Below are 16,388 nucleotides of genomic sequence, written 5' to 3'. Positions count from 1 at the left end.
CCTTGCCGATTCAGAGGCAAGGCCTACACGCGAGAAAAAACAGTGCCAACGAGCGTCAGGGCATACCCGACATTCCGGCAAGCTAAGGAGGACAGCGTTTTCTGGCCTTGTGCCAGACATCCATCGCTGACACAAAATGGACGCATCACAGCTTCTCAACAAGGCAGAGGAACTCATGTCTTCGGAGCACCCCGAGGAAGCTGCCGCCATATACGCAGATCTCTGCGCCATGGAGCATTTGACGGACGAAGAGCGCGCCAACAGTCTCTTTGGGCTCGGCACCTGCGAATTTCTTGCAGGCAAAGCCAGCAAGGCCGCAGCCTCTTTGCAGAGGTCCTGGGAAATTCTCTATGCTTCCGTCGGCATGCAGCATCCCTTCACAGCCAGGGTCATGGTCATGTTGTCCCGTGCCCTCTTTGCCATGGGCAGCATGGACACGGGCATGGAAGTAGGACGCAGTGCCCTGAAAACCCTTGAAAGCCTCTACGGGAAAAATCACGATCAGACAGCAACGGCAGCATTCTTTCTGGCTGGTGGTGCGCAGGCCTCCGAACGTCTGGCAGAATCGGAGGATCTGGTCCGTCAGGCCATGGATGCCTGGACCGAACTGCATGGCCGCAATTCTCTTCAGGTCGCCATGTGTCTTGATGCCCTTGGTGTCCTGCGCAACCTGTGTGGCGAACACCGCGAGGGGACTGACTTCCATACTGATGCACTGGAAATCAAGCTGGAGCTTTTGGGAGAACGTCTCGACACAGCACTTGCCTGTGGTGCCGTAGGAATAGCCGAGACAAAGCAGGAAAACTGGTCTGTTGCCAGCGAGCGCCTTGCCCAGGCTTTGCGCATACTGGAACAGTGCGGAGATGAAGCCAGACCGGACAGGGCAACCTTTCTCCAGTATATGGACGAATGCCGCAAACATCTGAGCGGAGGAGACAACAATGTCTAGCCGTACGCAACTTGTCCAGGACATCATTGGCATTGAATGGGACATGTTTTCCAATGTGCACAACACAGGTGGCAAGGCCAGCTGCCAGAATGATAGGGAAGACTTTGTCATCATGCGCAAGAGCCAGTTTTCCATCTGGGGGGACGACACGCTGGCCAGCTATCTTGCCGATCTTGTCAAGGCACAGCAGGATCGCCGCAACCTCATGAGCGAAAAATACGGCTTCATGATGGAATCAACCTTTCCGGACGAATTCGCAGGCATTGCGGACCAGCTGCCCACAGTCTCCCCGGCAAGCATGCAGCTGATTGAAGACATTGTTACCCAGCATGTACTCTGGAAGGAAGAGCTGAACAGCAAATACCCTGTACTTGGAACACTTGGACGTGCCGCACGTTCCACGGGAGACAGGATGGGCATGCCTTCTCTTGAGACCTACATGCGTGCCGAACTCAAGACCTACTCTCCTGCCACCATTGCTCTTGTACACGAGGATACAATGCAGCACAAAAAACAGGGGCGAAACGATGCCATGGCCACACTGCTTGCCCAAGTACAGCAGTGCGGCTTCTCGAGCCTTGAAGAAGCTGAAGAGTATCAGAAAAAAATGGTGTAGGCAGCTTTGCTCGGCCAGTCCCCAACGTGAGGTGAGCCATATTTTCTCCAGAAAACCGAACGCCGGAGTCTTTCATGACCTTTTCCTACGCAGAAATGGATGCACTGCTGTATGAGGAACTGAGGCTTTACCATCACCCGATAGCAGTAACCTTCCTCTGCACGCCAGAAGAAGTCGAAAACTACAAAAGGAACAACGAGTTTCTCGAACCAGTCAAACCACTCACCTTCTGCCAGTGGGAAATAGCCGCACGCATGCAGGGCAAAAACGTGCTCGGCACAGCGGAAAAACTTGCCTGTTCGAGTGCCCGCATTGGCTTTGGATGGCAGAAAATAGACGAGCAGGAAATAGCCTCGCACCTGAAATACTGCACTGACAGAGAGCAGACCATACGCTTTCTTGAAAGCAAGCCGCGTCTGCCAGCAAACAGCGTGCTTGCCGTTGCCGTCGGTCCACTGGGAAAGGCTGTCCTTCCGCCATCTGTTGTGCACATGTACTGCGATTCCATGCAGGCCTACCACCTTGCCTGCGACTACATGGCGGCAACGAATACACATCCCCTGCCGACACAGCTTTTGATGAGTTCATCCGCCTGTGGCGGCAGCATCTGGAGCTGGCAAAACACGGCCTTCAACTTCTGCACCCCCTGCTCCGGTTCCTACAACGCAGGCAAAACCGAACGCGGGGAAAGCAACGTCTTTATTCCCGGCGCGCGTATCGAAGCCGTTGTCAAACGACTTGCTACCCGTGTGCACACTGCCTCGTCTTCCATCACCCGTCCGGGAGACTGCTTCCCCGGCAGTGACATCTGCAAGAACTGTCCGCTTATCATTTTCAAAAAAGGCACATCCTGCTCGAATTGTCCCAAGACAAAACAAGCGGACAAAAGCCAAACGTGAAGCTGCATTTCTGTCCCTCCTCTCCAACCTGGATTAGCATGAGGAAGCAGTCTCCTTCTTTGGGCCCTGCCGCACACCTTCTTCGGATACATATCCTTGCGCAGGGCTTTTTTTTCACTTCTCTATTGGTGCATATCCATTAGACAGGTACGCCAGGTGTGTCTGTCTCTTTCCCTTTTCATTTCCTGCAGTCATCACTTTACCCGTTCATATGGGAACCGGAGGCCCTATGTCCAAGCTTGACTCTTGTCCCTGCACCGGCGCGAATCTGCCCCGTTATGTTCAGCCTATTCTGCTGGCTTTGCTGGCAAGGGAACCCATGTATGGCTACAGCCTGATTCAGACAATGTCCGATCTGAACCTTTTTTCCGGAGGAACGCCAGATGTCACGGGTATCTATCGCAAGCTGCGCGAAATGGAGCGCAGCGGCGTACTTGCTACAAAAACAGAAAACAGCGCCATAGGGCCATCCAGAAAAATCTATTCCGTGACAGAACTTGGCATGCAGTGCATTGAACGCTGGCAAAGCTCGCTTGCAAGCTCTGTAGAGCACCTGGAAAGTGTCATTGCCTTCATCCGGGAAACGGGAAAGTGCAGTGCTCCAGAAAAGGTAATCCGGCTGAACATGGCCCCGGCGCCTGCCTGCAGCTGTCGAAACTCCTGTGATCCGGACTTTGCGGCATTTGTGCAAACAGTAAAAAAAAGAGGTCTGGCAGGGCTCCCGGCTCGCAAAGAGGACATTCTGCGACTTTTGGCAGTTGATCCCGATTCTGCAGAAGCAGCCGAATTGGGACGTCAGGCCAGGGATGTGGCTACCCGTGTCAGCGGCAATGCCGCCACCATATGGGCCGCCATTGGCGTCGACTGCGTGCCCTGTACCATGAACTGTTCCTTCTGCGCCTTTGGTGACAAATGGGGAGTCATTACCAGACCACATGAATGGTCTCAGGAAGAAATAGTAAAGGAAGTCAAGCATTTTGTGGACGATGGAGCTGCCTGGATTATTTTGCGCACTACGGAGCACTACGGAGAAGAAAGACTGCGTGTGCTTATGCGCCAGGTCAGTACCATGCTGCCAGAGGGCTGCATTCTGGTTGCCAACACGAGCCAGCTCTCTCTTGATGCCCTGACATCGCTCAAGGAAACCGGTGTGCAGGGGATCTACCACGCCCTGAGGCTTGGCGAGGGCAGGGACACGCCCTTTGTAGCGGAAAAACGCCGCAAGGCGCTGGCTCGTATTCCAAGGGCCGGACTCGTGCTGGCACATCTGGTTGAGCCCTTGGGCATCGAACACAGCAACGAGGAAATTGCAGCCTGCTTCATGGCCGCCCAGGCCGCGGGAGCAGGCGTGTGCGGCGTTATGGCTCGCAACAACGTGCCAGGCACTCCCTTTGAAAAAAGTCCCACCCTGCCAGACAAGCGCCTGGCACAGGTTGCCGCTGTCACCCGCTTGTGCGGTGGATTGAAAATGCCCTGGATCTGCGTGCATCCTCCTGTGCCCCAGGCGCTTGCGTGGGGTGCCAATGTCGTTGTTGTCGAGACCGGTGCAGTGCCAAGAGACAGCGAAGAAGCCCATACCGAGTGGAAAAACTTTACCATTGCCGATGCTCGCAAACTGCTTGCCGCGCAGGGCTACAGCGTGCACAAGACTGTCTACTAGTATAGCGTTCTGAAAGTTCGTTAACTAGTCAAAAACTCCCTATAGGGAAGGGAAAATTGGATTTTTAGCATCCTTTGGCTGTTAACGAATCTCAAAATCGGAGTACTAGACTGTCTAAGACTCAGCCTCCCTCTTCCCAAAACCTGTTCCCCGATATGAGGCACTCCGGCCTTTTGGCAAGACAGGGTTCCTCATATCCGGGGCCTTGCGTTCTTTTGTGAAAAAGAGAACATGCTAACAATGTATACAAATGCGGACAATCTGTACGCCAAGCCATTCACTGCTGTACGACGTGTCATGAAAACAGAACACTTCCTTTTGACACACTTTGTCTCGCAAAATTTTCTCAACTATTTGTAATTACACAATATTTTATGATCACCTTTCTTTTGCCAGCAAAATGTGGCACACTCTGTGCCACTTCCTGTAGAGAGAACTCGACTTCCCTCTTCCGTGTTCGGAGTTGAACTTTGTGATTTTTTATGGATTACACAAGCTTGGCACCGTTGTTTGTGAAAATGGTACAAATCTTGAAATAGGTTTTCAGTAGAATTCCCTTGCGGGAGTTCTACTCAGGGAAGAAGTTTTTCTTCCTGTCTCGGAGTGGTCAGGTTCAGGCAGCATTTGGGCTGCCTTGGGAAGCCGGTGCAAGACCGGCACGGACCCGCCGCCGTAACCGGTGACGACACCAGCACCATGTCACTGCCGTTCATCCAAGAACAGTGGGAAGACGCTGGTGAAGACAGACCCGGAAGTCGGAAGACCGACCTGATCGCCCTTGCTGGCTGCACCCACGGGTTTCTGGGCCGCTGCACCTTCGTCGACTTTAGCCGTACGTAGACTACTGTAGCCAAGAAAGCGCATCGCGTTTTCACCTGCGGGTGCCTCATGTTCCCTTCATTTTTTTTGGAGAGTTTCCATGAGACATCTTGCTTCACTCCTTGTTTCTACCCTCCTCATCCTGTGCTGTGCCGCTGCAGTACAGGCAGCATCCGCAAGCGGCATCCTGCTCGTAGCCTTTGGCACCACCATGGAATCAGCCGAACCGGCGCTGCAGAGCATAGACAAGGCCTACCGGAAAGCCTATCCGGACAAGCCCATAGTCTGGGCGTACACATCAGACATTATTCGCAAAAAACTGAACAAGCAGGGAAGCAGGGTCCTGTCGGTCAAGCAGGCTCTGGACGAATGTGCAAGACTGGGCATTGTCGACCTGCGTGTTCAGAGCCTCCATGTTACCGGAGCGGAAGAATACGCCATGACTCAGCGCATGCTGGTGCGGGATCTGAGCAGATTCCCCAACCGTTTCGACCATGTCTGGCTGGGAGCGCCCCTGCTGGAATCCGGCCAGGACCTGCAGGATGTCATGGACGCGATTTTTGCCAGCTTTCCGAAAGAACGCAAGTCAAATGAAGCTGTCGTGCTCATGGGCCATGGCAACAACAGAGGCCCGGGCGATTTGGCCATTGCCCAGGTAGCGACAGCCTTCAATCAGAGAGATCCCCTGGTCTTCCTGGCCGCAGTCGAGGGCTCCAATACCTTTGACAGCATTATTCCCGAGCTCAAAAAGCGCAATGTCACAAAAGTGTACCTTCAGCCCTTCATGATCGTGGCAGGAGATCATGCCATCAACGATCTTGCAGGACCCGAGCCGGACTCCTGGGCTTCCCAGCTCAAGGCCGCCGGCATGCAGGTTGAAGCCCAGTTGACGGGACTGGGGTCTCTTGACGGCATTCAGAAGGTTTTTCTGCGCCATACAAGGGACACCAGGGATGACCTTGCCAATCCCAAAAAGACAGACGACTAGGCTCTGAAAGGAGTATTGCCTTCTCCAGGGTATCCGCGTTGTGCGGATACAGCGCAGGGAGTGGTGCCTTTTGGCTGAGCAACACATGCAAAACGCACCATCACCAACAGGCACCACCCCATATGCAATCATTTCCTGTCAGGCGCCTTCCTGGCATAGAGCCAAAGCCGGAAAACAAATCCCGGATTCGTTTCATACGTCACCCTTTACACCATTCTTTAGGAGAGACCTTCATGCAACCAGGCGTTTTTTATGGAATTGGCCTTGGCCCGGGAGATCCGGAACTTCTGACTCTCAAGGCAGCACGCATCCTGCGGTCCTGTGATGTTATCTTCACTGTGGTCTCTGCCAATGTCCAGGACAGCGTTTCCGAAAATATTGTGAAACCGCTGCAGCCCAGAGGCCGCATAGTGCGCCTGGTCTTCAGTATGTCCAAAGACAGGGAAAAACGCCGCCAACAGGTCCAGGATAACGCGGACACCATCGCAGCAGAACTGAAACAGGGACACTCCTGCGTCTTCACCACCCTGGGCGATGCTCTCTCCTACTCCACCTTTGGCTACGTGTTGCCCCTGCTGCGCAAGGCAATACCCGGACTCAGCATTGAAATTGTTCCAGGTATCACTTCCTGGAGTACCCTTGCGGCAAAAGCCGGCGAGGTTTTGGTAGAAAACAGGCAGAATCTGCGTATCATCCCGTCCTTTACAGAAGACATGGCCGAAAAGATTGTGCTTGAACCCGACACCACACATGTTCTGCTCAAGACCTATCGCAGCAGAAACGCTCTGCTTGCCAGGCTGCGCAGGGAAAAGGACATCGAGGTTGTCTACGGCGAAAAGCTGACCCAGGAAGGCGAATTCGTCTCCTCCTCCCTGGATGACATTGAAAAACGACCCGACACCTATCTTTCACTCATGATGATCAAGACAAAAAAATAGCCTCGTTGTCCCCTGACGGACATTGCCAACCGCTTTCAGTGCAAGAGGTTCGCCCATGCAAGCAGCTCTCACTCTTTCCAAGGAACAGGTACGCCCGCGCAGGCGTCATGGCGAGCGCAAACTGCCATGGAAGAACCCGTACTATTGCGTGTGGTTCGTGATAGCCCTGCTGCTTTCGGGATGGCTGACCGTCAATATGCCCAATTACAGGCCTCCTGCCAGAGCAACTGTCCAGACACAGACAGTAAAGGCCTCCCCTTCCCTGCAAACCAGCGATGCGCATCTTCAGCAGGCCAAAAGTGCCATGCACAGCCCCAAAAAGGAGCAGACTGCTCTCTCAAGGCTTGAGCACCGTGCCAGAATCTTTGGCAAGCTGTTCTTCTTTGTTGGCGTAGGCGCGCTGCTTGGCACAGTCATCGAAGGACGCTGCTGGTACAGGGTTTTCACCAACTCTCTTGGCCGTATTGCCCGTGCTGCCCGCCTGCCCAACATAGTTGGCATAGCCATGCCCACGGCCTTTGCCTCCTCTGCCGCTGCGGACAGCATGCTTGTTGCCAGCCACGGAAGGGGAGAAATTTCCAATACCGCCCTTATAGCGGGCGGTATGCTCAACAGCTTTTTCTCCCACCTCTCCCATTCCTTGCGTGTCATGTACCCAGTCATTGCAGCCATAGGTCTGCCTGGCGTCGTCTACTTTCTCATTCAGCTCGGAGGAGGAGCACTCACTGCCTTCGGCGTGCTTTTGTGGCACAGACTGATTGTTGCCAAAAAGGAAGGGATGCTGCAGGACACTTCTCCCGCATCCCTTCAGCTGGCCGGCGGCTCACATACTCCCCTTCCCTGGAACAAGACCCTGCACAAGGGTATCCTCCGGGCCCTGTCCCTCCTCTTCCGTCTTTCCTGCGTCTCCGTGCCCATGATTCTGGCCATGGAATGGATTATCCGTTCTGGCGCCCTGGATTTCTGGGATCAGATGATGCCCCAGATTGTCAGCCAGTTCATTCCGGAACAGCTTTTGACCATCATGGCTGCCCAGATAGGCGGTCTTATCCAGTCAGCCACTGTTTCCGCTGGCCTATTGGCCGAAAACCTCATCACCGGCCCCCAGGTGCTGCTTGCAATGCTCATCTCCAGCGCTGCCAGCAGCCCCATCCGCACCCTTCGTCGCAACCTGCCGACTGCCCTAGCCATTTTCCCGATGCGCACAGCTCTCATCATTGTCCTTGGCATGCAGCTGGCCCGCTTCATCATTGTGGTGACGGCAGCCATATTGCTCATGGTCTGGATGCAGATAAACATTGCCTAACGAACAAAACCAACGAGCGAAAAAATTATGTCCCTATCCTCTTCCCAACCGAAACACATGCTTTCTCCACAGATGGAACAGGCGCTTGCCCGCATCAGCTGGGACTTGCCCGGCATCGCAGTCGAAAAGGAGAGTTTTCGACGCATCGAGGAAGAATGCGCAGATGTGAAGCGCTCCATGTCGCCCGAGTGCTGGTTTGTGGCTCGCAGGCTCATACACACTACGGCAGACACCGGCATTGCCCCACTCCTGGCCTTCCGCAACGATGCCATCGCAAAGGGCGTGCAGGCCCTGAAAAGCGGCGCACGCATCCTGAGCGATTCGCGCATGATTCAGGCAGGTCTTTCCGTGCCCAAACTTGCACGCTGCAATGCCTCCTACTCCAGGGAGAGCATCGTCTGCCACATTGCCGATACGGACGTTGCGGAAAAAGCCAGGCAGACAGGCCGTACCCGTGCCCTGTGTGCCATGGAAAAGGCAAGAGACCTGGATGAATTGAACGGAGCAATCGTGCTGATAGGCAACGCACCTCTGGCGCTGGCGCAACTTGTGCGCTTCATTTTCGAAGGCGCAGTCGAGCCGGCACTCATCGTCGGCATGCCAGTAGGTTTCGTCAATGTCTGCGAATCCAAAGAACTTTTGGCATTGTGCCAGACGCCACACATTGTACTGGAAGGTCGGCGTGGAGGCTCTCCCCTGGCTGTTGCCACAGTGCATGCACTCATCGAAATCGCACTCAGGGACTAGATACCATGCAAAAGCAGGATGCTTCACCAACGCTGCAGAGCGCCGAATCAGCCGCCGACGGGCACAGGGGACTGGCTCCTGTCCCTGACGTCTGGGAGTACTGGGATGGTACGCCCCAGCCCAGAACAGATCTTCTGCGCTGGGGCTATACGACCGGCGCCTGCGCTGCCGGAGCACTTGTGGCCTCGTTGCTTTCAATGAACGACACAGGAGCCCTGGGACTTTCCCCGGATCAGCGGGCCAGTTCAGTTTCCCTGCTCTTTGGGGATGGCAGGGTGCGATCCCTGCCCCTTGGCCCTGAAATGGCAGAGTTTCCCGGCTTCAGTGTCATTCGCAAAAACGGAGGAGACGATCCGGACTGCACCCACGGCATCCTCATTGCCGCCCGCCTTCGTCGCGCAATGCCCAACGAGGCCATCGATTCAAAAGATGTGCTCTGTCGCGTGGGGGAAGCTGACATATACCTGCACGCCCTGTGCGGTGTGGGCCTTGTCACCCTGGACGGTCTTGACTGCGCAAAAGGGCACTGGGCCATCAACCCGGGTGTTGTGCGCATGATAGCTGCCAATCTTGAACGTGCAGGCTTGTCCGGGGGAACCTGGATTGCGGAAATCGCCATTCCCGACGGCGAGTCCCTGGCTTCCAGGACCCTCAACAAGACTCTTGGCGTCAAGGGTGGACTCTCCCTTCTGGGCACTACAGGACTTGTGCGCCCCTTCAGTCATGAAGCCTATATTGCCAGTGTGCGCCTTGCCCTGCGCTGTGCAGCCAAGCTTGCCAAGACTGCCTTCCTGTGCACAGGGACCAGGACCATGGCCGCAGCAAGGCAGTGGGTTGCCAACTCCGGCATGAAGGCCGTTCCTGCAGATCTTCCTGCAGAATGTTTTGTGTCCATAGCCGATTTTCTGGGCGACAGCCTGCGTGAGGCAAGTAAATGCCGCATGGAACGCGTCATTGTCTGCTGCATGCCGGGCAAGCTTTTGAAATACGCCGCAGGATACGACAATACGCACGCACACAAGGTCGCCCAGGCAATGGAGCTGCTGCTCAAGGCCATTGTGAACCTTTTTCCGGAACGCCAAAATCTGGAAAGGGAGCTGGCAGATCTCCCCAGCATGCGCGCCATGCTGCCCTTCTTCTCAAGGGAGGAGCAGACAAGACTCTTCACCAGTCTTGCCAAAGCCTCCCTGCAGAATTTCGCGGCTCTTGCGGCTGCCTCAGATACAAGAACCCCTCCTGCCTTTGCCATTCTTCTTACTGACTTCAACGGGACGCCCGAACACTTTTTTCCCGACACCCGCTTTTCCTCCCTGCTCCAGGACTGATATCCTGTCTGTCAGCAAACACCACTCAAGGTTCTATTTCCAGCCTCCATTGCCGTCATCCCATTCCCATCCGGATACCCTATGCCCCAAACACCCGTTTTTTGCCAATCCCATGCCAAAGGCACTCTGGACGTCTATTCCTGTGGCACCAAAGTTTCCCGCCACGTGCTCGACGCCTGTCAAAAGAGCGACCATGTCTTTGCGTCGGACAAGCTGCTGAGCGCCCTTGGCGACACAAATGCTGTTTGCCACAATCTCGCCCCCTCGCCGCGCAAGGCTCTGCAGTTCGCCATGGAACTGGCAGCCCAAGGATCCCATGTTGCTCTCCTTTCCACGGGCGATGCCCTCTACCATGGACTCGGCAGCACACTTCTGGATCTCCTTTCCAAGACCTTTCCGGACAAGCAAAGGGACGACCTTCCCTTTGCACTCAACTTCCACCCGGGAATCACAGCATTTCAGAGTCTGTGCCACAAGGCAGGCATAGTCTGGAGCGAGGCACAGCTTTTCAGTGCGCACCACAAGGACATCCAGCCTCTGCGCATACTGCAGGCCAAAACCGCCATCATCTATGCGGGCCTCCCCCTCACTGCTCCGCTCATTGCCCGCAGACTGTGCAACGCGGATCCCCGATCCGGATCACGCTCCTGCATAGTTGCAGAAAATATCGACACAAAGGACGAGCGCATTGTCCTTTGTACCCTGCAGGAGGCCTGCGACTGCCAGATGGGGCCCACCAGCATTCTGGTGCTGCTGCCCCATGGCGCACAACAGGTTTCCTTGCCACTGGGGCTTGCAGACGAACACTTTCACTTTGAAAACCACTGTCTGACCAACCGCTATGTCCGTCCGGTGGTTCTTTCCTGCCTGCGTCTGCCAAGCTTCGGTGTACTCTGGGATCTGGGTGCCGGTTCTGGCTCTGTAGGTCTGGAGGCTGCCCTGCTGCAACAGGATCTTGCTGTGCACGCGGTCGAACAGTTTCCTGATCGCTGCGCCAATATCAGGGCCAATGCCGAGCGCCTTGGCGTCCCCAACCTCACATTGCACGAAGGAAACATCCTCGATGCCATGCCGAACCTGCCAGACCCTGCCCGCATCTTCGTGGGTGGCGGAGGCAAGGATTTGCAGTACATCCTGGATCAGGCGCTGGCGCGTCTTGATGCCGCAGACCCGGACGCCAGTCTGGTGGTTACCGCCATCACCATGGAAACCGTTGCCCTGCTGACCCAGTACACCGGCGGCGTCTGCGAGGAAGCCCTTTCCCTGGACATTGCCGTGCGCACGGACATGATTGCCGGCAGATACTCCCATCTTGCACCCCTGAACCGTATACACATTTTCTCGTTTCGTCCCAGAGTCTAAGCCCTCAAGCTCCATCCCCAGAGGTTTTGCTCATGCCCACTCACGCATCCCAGTCTTGTTCTTCCTCCCAGGCCCCGAAAGTCGTCTTTGCAGGCGCAGGCCCGGGAGCCCCGGACCTTATCACACTGCGCGGCCGCCGCGCTCTGGACAACGCAGATCTCGTGGTCTACGCAGGCTCCCTGGTCAATCCCGAACTTCTCGCACCCTGCAAAAAGAGCTGCCGCTTCGAAGATTCCTCGCACATGAATCTTGAGGAACAGGTCGATGTCATGACAAGGGCTGCCAGGGAAGGTCTGAATGTGGTGCGCCTGCATTCCGGCGATCCCTCGCTGTACGGTGCCATTCGCGAACAGATCCAGGGACTGGAAAGAGCAGGCGTGAGCTGCGAGGTCATTCCCGGTGTGACCAGCGCCTTTGCTGCAGCCGCAGCCCTGGCGCTCGAGTATACGGTGCCCAATGTCACCCAGAGCCTTGTCTTCACGCGCTCCAGAGGCAGAACACCCCTGCCAGAATCCCAGTGTCCGGCAGCCTTTGCCAAGACAGGAGCAAGCCTTGTGTTCTACTTAAGCTCCGCGCACTTTGGGGAGCTCACCCGCGAACTGCGGGAAGAAGGCGGCCTTGCGCCCGATACGCCCTGTGCCATAGTCAGCAGGGCCAGCTGGGACGATCAGCGCATCCTGCGTGGTACACTTCAAGACATAGCGGCTCAGGCCGAGGCGGCCGGCATCCAGCGTCAGGCATTGCTGCTTGTCGGTCAGGCTCTGGCAGATGCCAACGACACAAAATCCCTTCTCTATGCGGCTCCCTTCTCGCACGGCTACCGCAACACCCTGGAAGACGAGAGCTTCACGGGATCTGTGGCCATTCTGGCCTACTCTTCCCAGGGGCGCATCAAGGCAGAGGAATTGCGGCAGGGGCTTGGCGATCAGGCAAGACTCATGCCTGCGGGCACAAGGCTTGCCGACTGCTGGGGCAAATACGCGGGCATTGTCTGCGTAGGCGCAACCGGCATTGCCATGCGCCTTGCAGCGCCGCTTCTGACCAGCAAGGCAACGGATCCGGCCCTTGTAAGCATTGACGATCGCGGCCGCTTTGCCGTCAGCCTGTGCAGCGGCCATCTCGGTGGCGCCAACAGGCTTGCCAGACGAGTTGCCCGCATCACCGGTGGGCAGGCAGTAGTGAGCACTGCAACAGATGGGGGCGGCCTTGTTGCCTTCGATGAAGCTGCAGCCAGGGAAGGAGCCCGTATTCTGGACACCTCTGCCATCATGCCCTGCAACAGGGGCCTTTTGGAAGGAAGGGCAATAGATTTCCACGGCCCGGAAGGAATCTGGAAAAAATACTGGTCACAGACGGACAATGTCCGCCTGTGTGCTGGCGAGTCGGCTCCAGCCGACCCTGTCCGTATCAGGGTGTACTGGGATGTGCCTGCACCAGAGAAAAGCCACGCTCTTGTCATCACCTCGCGCTGCCTTGTGCTGGGTGTAGGCTGCCACAATGGCCTGGATCCCAAGGTTTTCACAAGGGAAGCCATGAACTTCCTTGCGGCGCACAACATTGCCCCCGGACGCGTGACCGCAGTGGCAAGCCTCACTTCCAAGGGCAGCGAGCTTTCCGTGCAGGCCCTTGCAGACAAGCTCGACTGTCCCTTCATGGGCTTTGAAAGCGATGAGCTGGCCGCAACCGAAGGTGTCGTAACCACATCCTCCACTGTGGCAAAGTATATGGGCACGCCTTCGGTCAGCGAGGCTGCCGCCCTTGCGGCAGCCCGCAGTGTCGGCAGCAGCGGCACACTGGAAATCCCCAGGGAAACAAGGGAAAGGGTCATGACCTTTGCCCTGGCACGCATAGGACACAATGCCTCTCAAGCCTCGCACAGGGGTATTGTGGTTGTGGCAGGACTTGGGTCCGGACAGCCCGAGAGCATCACGCCCGAAGTGCACGAGGCTTTGCTTCGCGCAGACGTCATTGTGGGCTACACTGCCTACACCGACTTTGTCCGTCCCCTGCTGGAAAGGGCCGGTGTGCACAAGGAATTTGTGCAAAGCGGCATGCGCAGCGAAATAGAACGCTGCCGCAAGGCGCTGGAACTGGCAAAGGCCGGCAAAAATGTCTGCCTTGTGTGCAGCGGCGACCCAGGCCTTTTGGCCATGGCAGGTCTGGTGCTGGAGATGCGCACAATGCTTGAGGAATTTTCCGGGGTGCCTGTCCGGGTGCTGCCCGGTGTTTCGGCTGCCCTGCTTGCCGCGGCAAGCCTTGGCGCTCCATTGCAAAATGGCGCCATTCTTCTCAGTCTCTCGGATCAGCTTGTTCCGGCAGAGGAAGTGCGCAGCAACCTTGCTGCAACACTTTCAAGCGAATTGTCCGTTGCTCTCTACAACCCTGCCGGCCGCAAGCGCCGCGAATTGCTGCACGAAGCACTCGTCATTGCAATGCAAAAGCGTGGCGGCGACACGTGGTGCGCCATGGTGCGCCACGCAGGCAGACCGGAACAGAGTGTCTGGGTTGGCCATCTGAAGGATCTGCCCGAAGACAGGGTCGATATGTCAACACTGCTTATCATAGGCGGCAGGCGGACACAGTACGTTGACGGCTACCTGTTTGAAACCCGTGGCTATGCGGACAAGTATGCCGACAAGCTTGCTGACCAGGCCGGGACCGCCAGGGAGAACACGGCTCATGCCTAGAACACCGCTCGCGTTTGTGCTTGCCGCCCCGCATTCCGGCGGCGGCAAGACAACAGCCTCTCTGGCACTTGCCGTTGCGCTTGGGCGTCTTGGCTACACTGTGCACGGCTGCAAATGCGGACCGGACTATGTTGATCCCACCTTCATGAGCCAGGCCTGCGGCCATCCCTGCCTCAACCTTGATACCTGGCTTATGGGCGAGGAAGGCGTACGCAATGTCTTTCAAAGGCAGGCCGAAGGCGCAGACATTGTCCTGATCGAGGGAGTCATGGGGCTTTTGGACGGCAGAGATCCCGAATCCCTTGCCGGCAGCACCCTGGATGTGGCCCGAGTGCTCGGGCTTCCAGTTGTGCTTGTGGTCAGGGCAAGGGGGCTTGCCAGATCCATTGCCCCCCTTGTCGACGGCTTCACCAGAGCCTGCGCGGCAGAGAGCGTGCGCCTTGCCGGTGTCATTGCCACCTGTACAGGCTCGGACTCGCACCGCAGGGTGTTGCAAGGCAGTCTTGAACACAACAACCTTCCCCCACTGCTGCTCAGCCTGCAGCGAAACGACGATTTGGCTCTTCCGTCAAGGCAGCTTGGTCTTGTGCCGGCAGAGGAGGTCTCTTCCTTTGCCGCGACCCTGCAAAGACTGGGCGAGGCACTCCCCCAAAAGGACGTGCAGGCCTTTGTCGACTATCTGCAAGGCCTGCCCCAGCCCGATGATGGAAGTCCTTCACTGCAACAATCGGCAACACAGTGCGCGGACGTACAAAAAGAGGCAGCAACGGCATCCTCTCCCCTGCTCAAAACATCTCCGGGGCGCCTTGCCATAGCAAGGGACGAGGCCTTCTGCTTCTACTACGAGGAAAACTTCAGGCTTTTCCAAAAGCTTGGTTGGGAACTGATCTTTTTCTCGCCCATGCGTGACAGGGATTTGCCTGCCGCCGAGGCACTCTACCTTGGCGGCGGCTACCCCGAGGTCTTTGCAAGAGACCTTTCCGCAAACAAAGGCATGTGTTCCCAGATACACAAGGCTGCCCAAGAGGGGCTCCCCATATACGCGGAATGTGGCGGATACATGTACCTTGCAAAAGCCCTGGAAACACCCGAGGGAGATATCTTCCCCCTGGCAGGTGTTGTCGATGGCCTTGCCCGCATGGGCACAAGTCTGCACTCTCTGGGCTACAGGGAAGCGACCTTCCTTACGCCTCTGCCCTTCGGACTGGATGCCTTCTCGCCCGATGGACGCGTTGTGCGCGGACACGAGTTCCACTGGTCCGGCATGGAGCTTTCAGGAAACCTTCCCCCGCTCTACAGCATGACAGACCGCAAGGGAGAAGCTGTGACTGCCGGTGTGCTCACAGGCCCCTGCAACAATGTACAGGCAAGCTATTTACACGCCTACTTTCCCTCGCTTGCCTTTCTCAATGGCAGGCACAAGACCGATCAGGCTCCCGGGCAGGGACTGGAGGAATCTGCGCCCTTGGCCCTGTCCCGGGAAAAAACCGGAAAGCAGGCCCGGCCCTCAGGCGGACATGTCATTGTGCTCACGGGGCCTTCCAGTGTCGGCAAAACCAGCCTTGGCAGGGCCTTGGCCAGGGAGCTTGGCACGCGCAATATCGATCATGTCCTGATTAGCCTGGACGGCCTTCTGGCCAGCTTCCGCAGGGACAATCACGCCTGTTTCACGCTGGAAGAGGCAGAGAAGCAGGGCATGTGGAGCGCGCACAGCTACCATTGCCTGCTTAAGGAGGCTGCCAAATCAAGCAGCCTTGTGATCTGCGATCATGTCCTGTGCGGACGCAGGGACTGGATCGAGGACTTGCGCGCGACTCTGGGCGAGACTTCTGTCATCCCCGTAGAGCTCTCCTGCGCAGAGGAAACCCTGATACTCAGGGAAATCAACCGCACGGATAGGCCCGCGGCAACAGAACACGCCCTGGTGCAGGCCCGAGCCCAGAAGAACAACCGCCTGCCTCTGGCTGGCACCACGCAGCTGTCCTCCCAAGAGGAAAATCCCCTGCAATTGTGTCAGGAGCTGATGCAGCTCCTTGCGCAACGGCATATTCTTTCAGTCTGAAACCAGGGGCACACGTCCCTTTTCCCTCTT

Annotated in this window: 12 protein-coding genes and 1 riboswitch; all 12 genes read left to right on the top strand. The window is 56.7% G+C overall.

The features are described 5' to 3' along the window. The first annotated feature begins 136 nt into the window (after positions 1-136). Positions 137-949, top strand: a complete 813-nt coding sequence (locus B5F76_RS06395) for a tetratricopeptide repeat protein (protein ID WP_087352472.1) — start codon at positions 137-139, stop codon at positions 947-949. Next, positions 942-1,565, top strand: coding sequence for a DUF4125 family protein (locus B5F76_RS06390; RefSeq protein WP_087352470.1), 624 nt, complete (start codon positions 942-944; stop codon positions 1,563-1,565). Before B5F76_RS06395 ends, B5F76_RS06390 begins: the two co-directional genes overlap by 8 nt. Before the next feature lie 74 nt (positions 1,566-1,639). Next, positions 1,640-2,464: a DUF169 domain-containing protein gene (locus tag B5F76_RS06385; protein WP_087352468.1), complete on the top strand. Its 825-nt coding sequence runs from the start codon at positions 1,640-1,642 to the stop codon at positions 2,462-2,464. Between the two features lie 229 nt (positions 2,465-2,693). Continuing rightward, positions 2,694-4,124 (top strand): helix-turn-helix transcriptional regulator, encoded by a 1,431-nt coding sequence (locus B5F76_RS06380; protein ID WP_162608724.1) that lies wholly within the window; start codon positions 2,694-2,696, stop codon positions 4,122-4,124. Between the two features lie 592 nt (positions 4,125-4,716). Continuing rightward, positions 4,717-4,910, top strand: a riboswitch (cobalamin riboswitch). A gap of 133 nt (positions 4,911-5,043) precedes the next feature. Next, on the top strand, positions 5,044-5,931 hold the full coding sequence (locus B5F76_RS06375) for a sirohydrochlorin cobaltochelatase (RefSeq protein WP_087352464.1): 888 nt from the start codon (positions 5,044-5,046) through the stop codon (positions 5,929-5,931). Between the two features lie 233 nt (positions 5,932-6,164). Further along, positions 6,165-6,869: a precorrin-2 C(20)-methyltransferase gene (gene cobI, locus B5F76_RS06370; protein WP_087352462.1), complete on the top strand. Its 705-nt coding sequence runs from the start codon at positions 6,165-6,167 to the stop codon at positions 6,867-6,869. Positions 6,870-6,924: 55 nt separating this feature from the next. Then, the gene (locus B5F76_RS06365) at positions 6,925-8,175 is read left to right on the top strand and encodes a hypothetical protein (RefSeq protein WP_087352460.1); all 1,251 of its coding nucleotides are present in this window, start codon (positions 6,925-6,927) and stop codon (positions 8,173-8,175) included. A gap of 57 nt (positions 8,176-8,232) precedes the next feature. Further along, on the top strand, positions 8,233-8,922 hold the full coding sequence (locus tag B5F76_RS06360; protein WP_239406976.1) for a precorrin-8X methylmutase: 690 nt from the start codon (positions 8,233-8,235) through the stop codon (positions 8,920-8,922). Positions 8,923-8,927: 5 nt separating this feature from the next. Then, positions 8,928-10,247, top strand: a complete 1,320-nt coding sequence (cbiD, locus tag B5F76_RS06355) for a cobalt-precorrin-5B (C(1))-methyltransferase CbiD (protein WP_087352458.1) — start codon at positions 8,928-8,930, stop codon at positions 10,245-10,247. Between the two features lie 81 nt (positions 10,248-10,328). Beyond that, positions 10,329-11,609, top strand: a complete 1,281-nt coding sequence (gene cbiT / locus B5F76_RS06350) for a precorrin-6Y C5,15-methyltransferase (decarboxylating) subunit CbiT (RefSeq protein ID WP_087352456.1) — start codon at positions 10,329-10,331, stop codon at positions 11,607-11,609. A 32-nt stretch (positions 11,610-11,641) separates the two neighbouring features. After that, positions 11,642-14,296: a precorrin-4 C(11)-methyltransferase gene (gene cobM, locus B5F76_RS06345; protein WP_087352454.1), complete on the top strand. Its 2,655-nt coding sequence runs from the start codon at positions 11,642-11,644 to the stop codon at positions 14,294-14,296. After that, positions 14,289-16,358 carry a cobyrinate a,c-diamide synthase gene (locus B5F76_RS06340; RefSeq protein WP_162608723.1) on the top strand — a complete coding sequence of 690 codons (2,070 nt, stop codon included), beginning with the start codon at positions 14,289-14,291 and terminating at the stop codon, positions 16,356-16,358. The genes cobM and B5F76_RS06340 overlap by 8 nt, the downstream gene beginning before the upstream one ends. The last annotated feature ends 30 nt before the right edge of the window (positions 16,359-16,388 follow it).

The sequence above is a fragment of the Desulfovibrio sp. An276 genome (assembly GCF_002159665.1).
Taxonomy (GTDB): domain Bacteria; phylum Desulfobacterota; class Desulfovibrionia; order Desulfovibrionales; family Desulfovibrionaceae; genus Desulfovibrio; species Desulfovibrio faecigallinarum.
This window is presented reverse-complemented; position numbering and strand designations above follow the sequence as displayed.

What these genes read in the sequence shown, in the direction of transcription:
- B5F76_RS06395 (WP_087352472.1), top strand. Translation starts at nt 137, where the DNA reads ATGGACGCATCACAGCTTCTCAACAAGGCAGAGGAACTCATGTCTTCG.
- B5F76_RS06390 (WP_087352470.1), top strand. Translation starts at nt 942, where the DNA reads ATGTCTAGCCGTACGCAACTTGTCCAGGACATCATTGGCATTGAATGG.
- B5F76_RS06385 (WP_087352468.1), top strand. Translation starts at nt 1,640, where the DNA reads ATGACCTTTTCCTACGCAGAAATGGATGCACTGCTGTATGAGGAACTG.
- B5F76_RS06380 (WP_162608724.1), top strand. Translation starts at nt 2,694, where the DNA reads ATGTCCAAGCTTGACTCTTGTCCCTGCACCGGCGCGAATCTGCCCCGT.
- B5F76_RS06375 (WP_087352464.1), top strand. Translation starts at nt 5,044, where the DNA reads ATGAGACATCTTGCTTCACTCCTTGTTTCTACCCTCCTCATCCTGTGC.
- cobI (WP_087352462.1), top strand. Translation starts at nt 6,165, where the DNA reads ATGCAACCAGGCGTTTTTTATGGAATTGGCCTTGGCCCGGGAGATCCG.
- B5F76_RS06365 (WP_087352460.1), top strand. Translation starts at nt 6,925, where the DNA reads ATGCAAGCAGCTCTCACTCTTTCCAAGGAACAGGTACGCCCGCGCAGG.
- B5F76_RS06360 (WP_239406976.1), top strand. Translation starts at nt 8,233, where the DNA reads ATGCTTTCTCCACAGATGGAACAGGCGCTTGCCCGCATCAGCTGGGAC.
- cbiD (WP_087352458.1), top strand. Translation starts at nt 8,928, where the DNA reads ATGCAAAAGCAGGATGCTTCACCAACGCTGCAGAGCGCCGAATCAGCC.
- cbiT (WP_087352456.1), top strand. Translation starts at nt 10,329, where the DNA reads ATGCCCCAAACACCCGTTTTTTGCCAATCCCATGCCAAAGGCACTCTG.
- cobM (WP_087352454.1), top strand. Translation starts at nt 11,642, where the DNA reads ATGCCCACTCACGCATCCCAGTCTTGTTCTTCCTCCCAGGCCCCGAAA.
- B5F76_RS06340 (WP_162608723.1), top strand. Translation starts at nt 14,289, where the DNA reads ATGCCTAGAACACCGCTCGCGTTTGTGCTTGCCGCCCCGCATTCCGGC.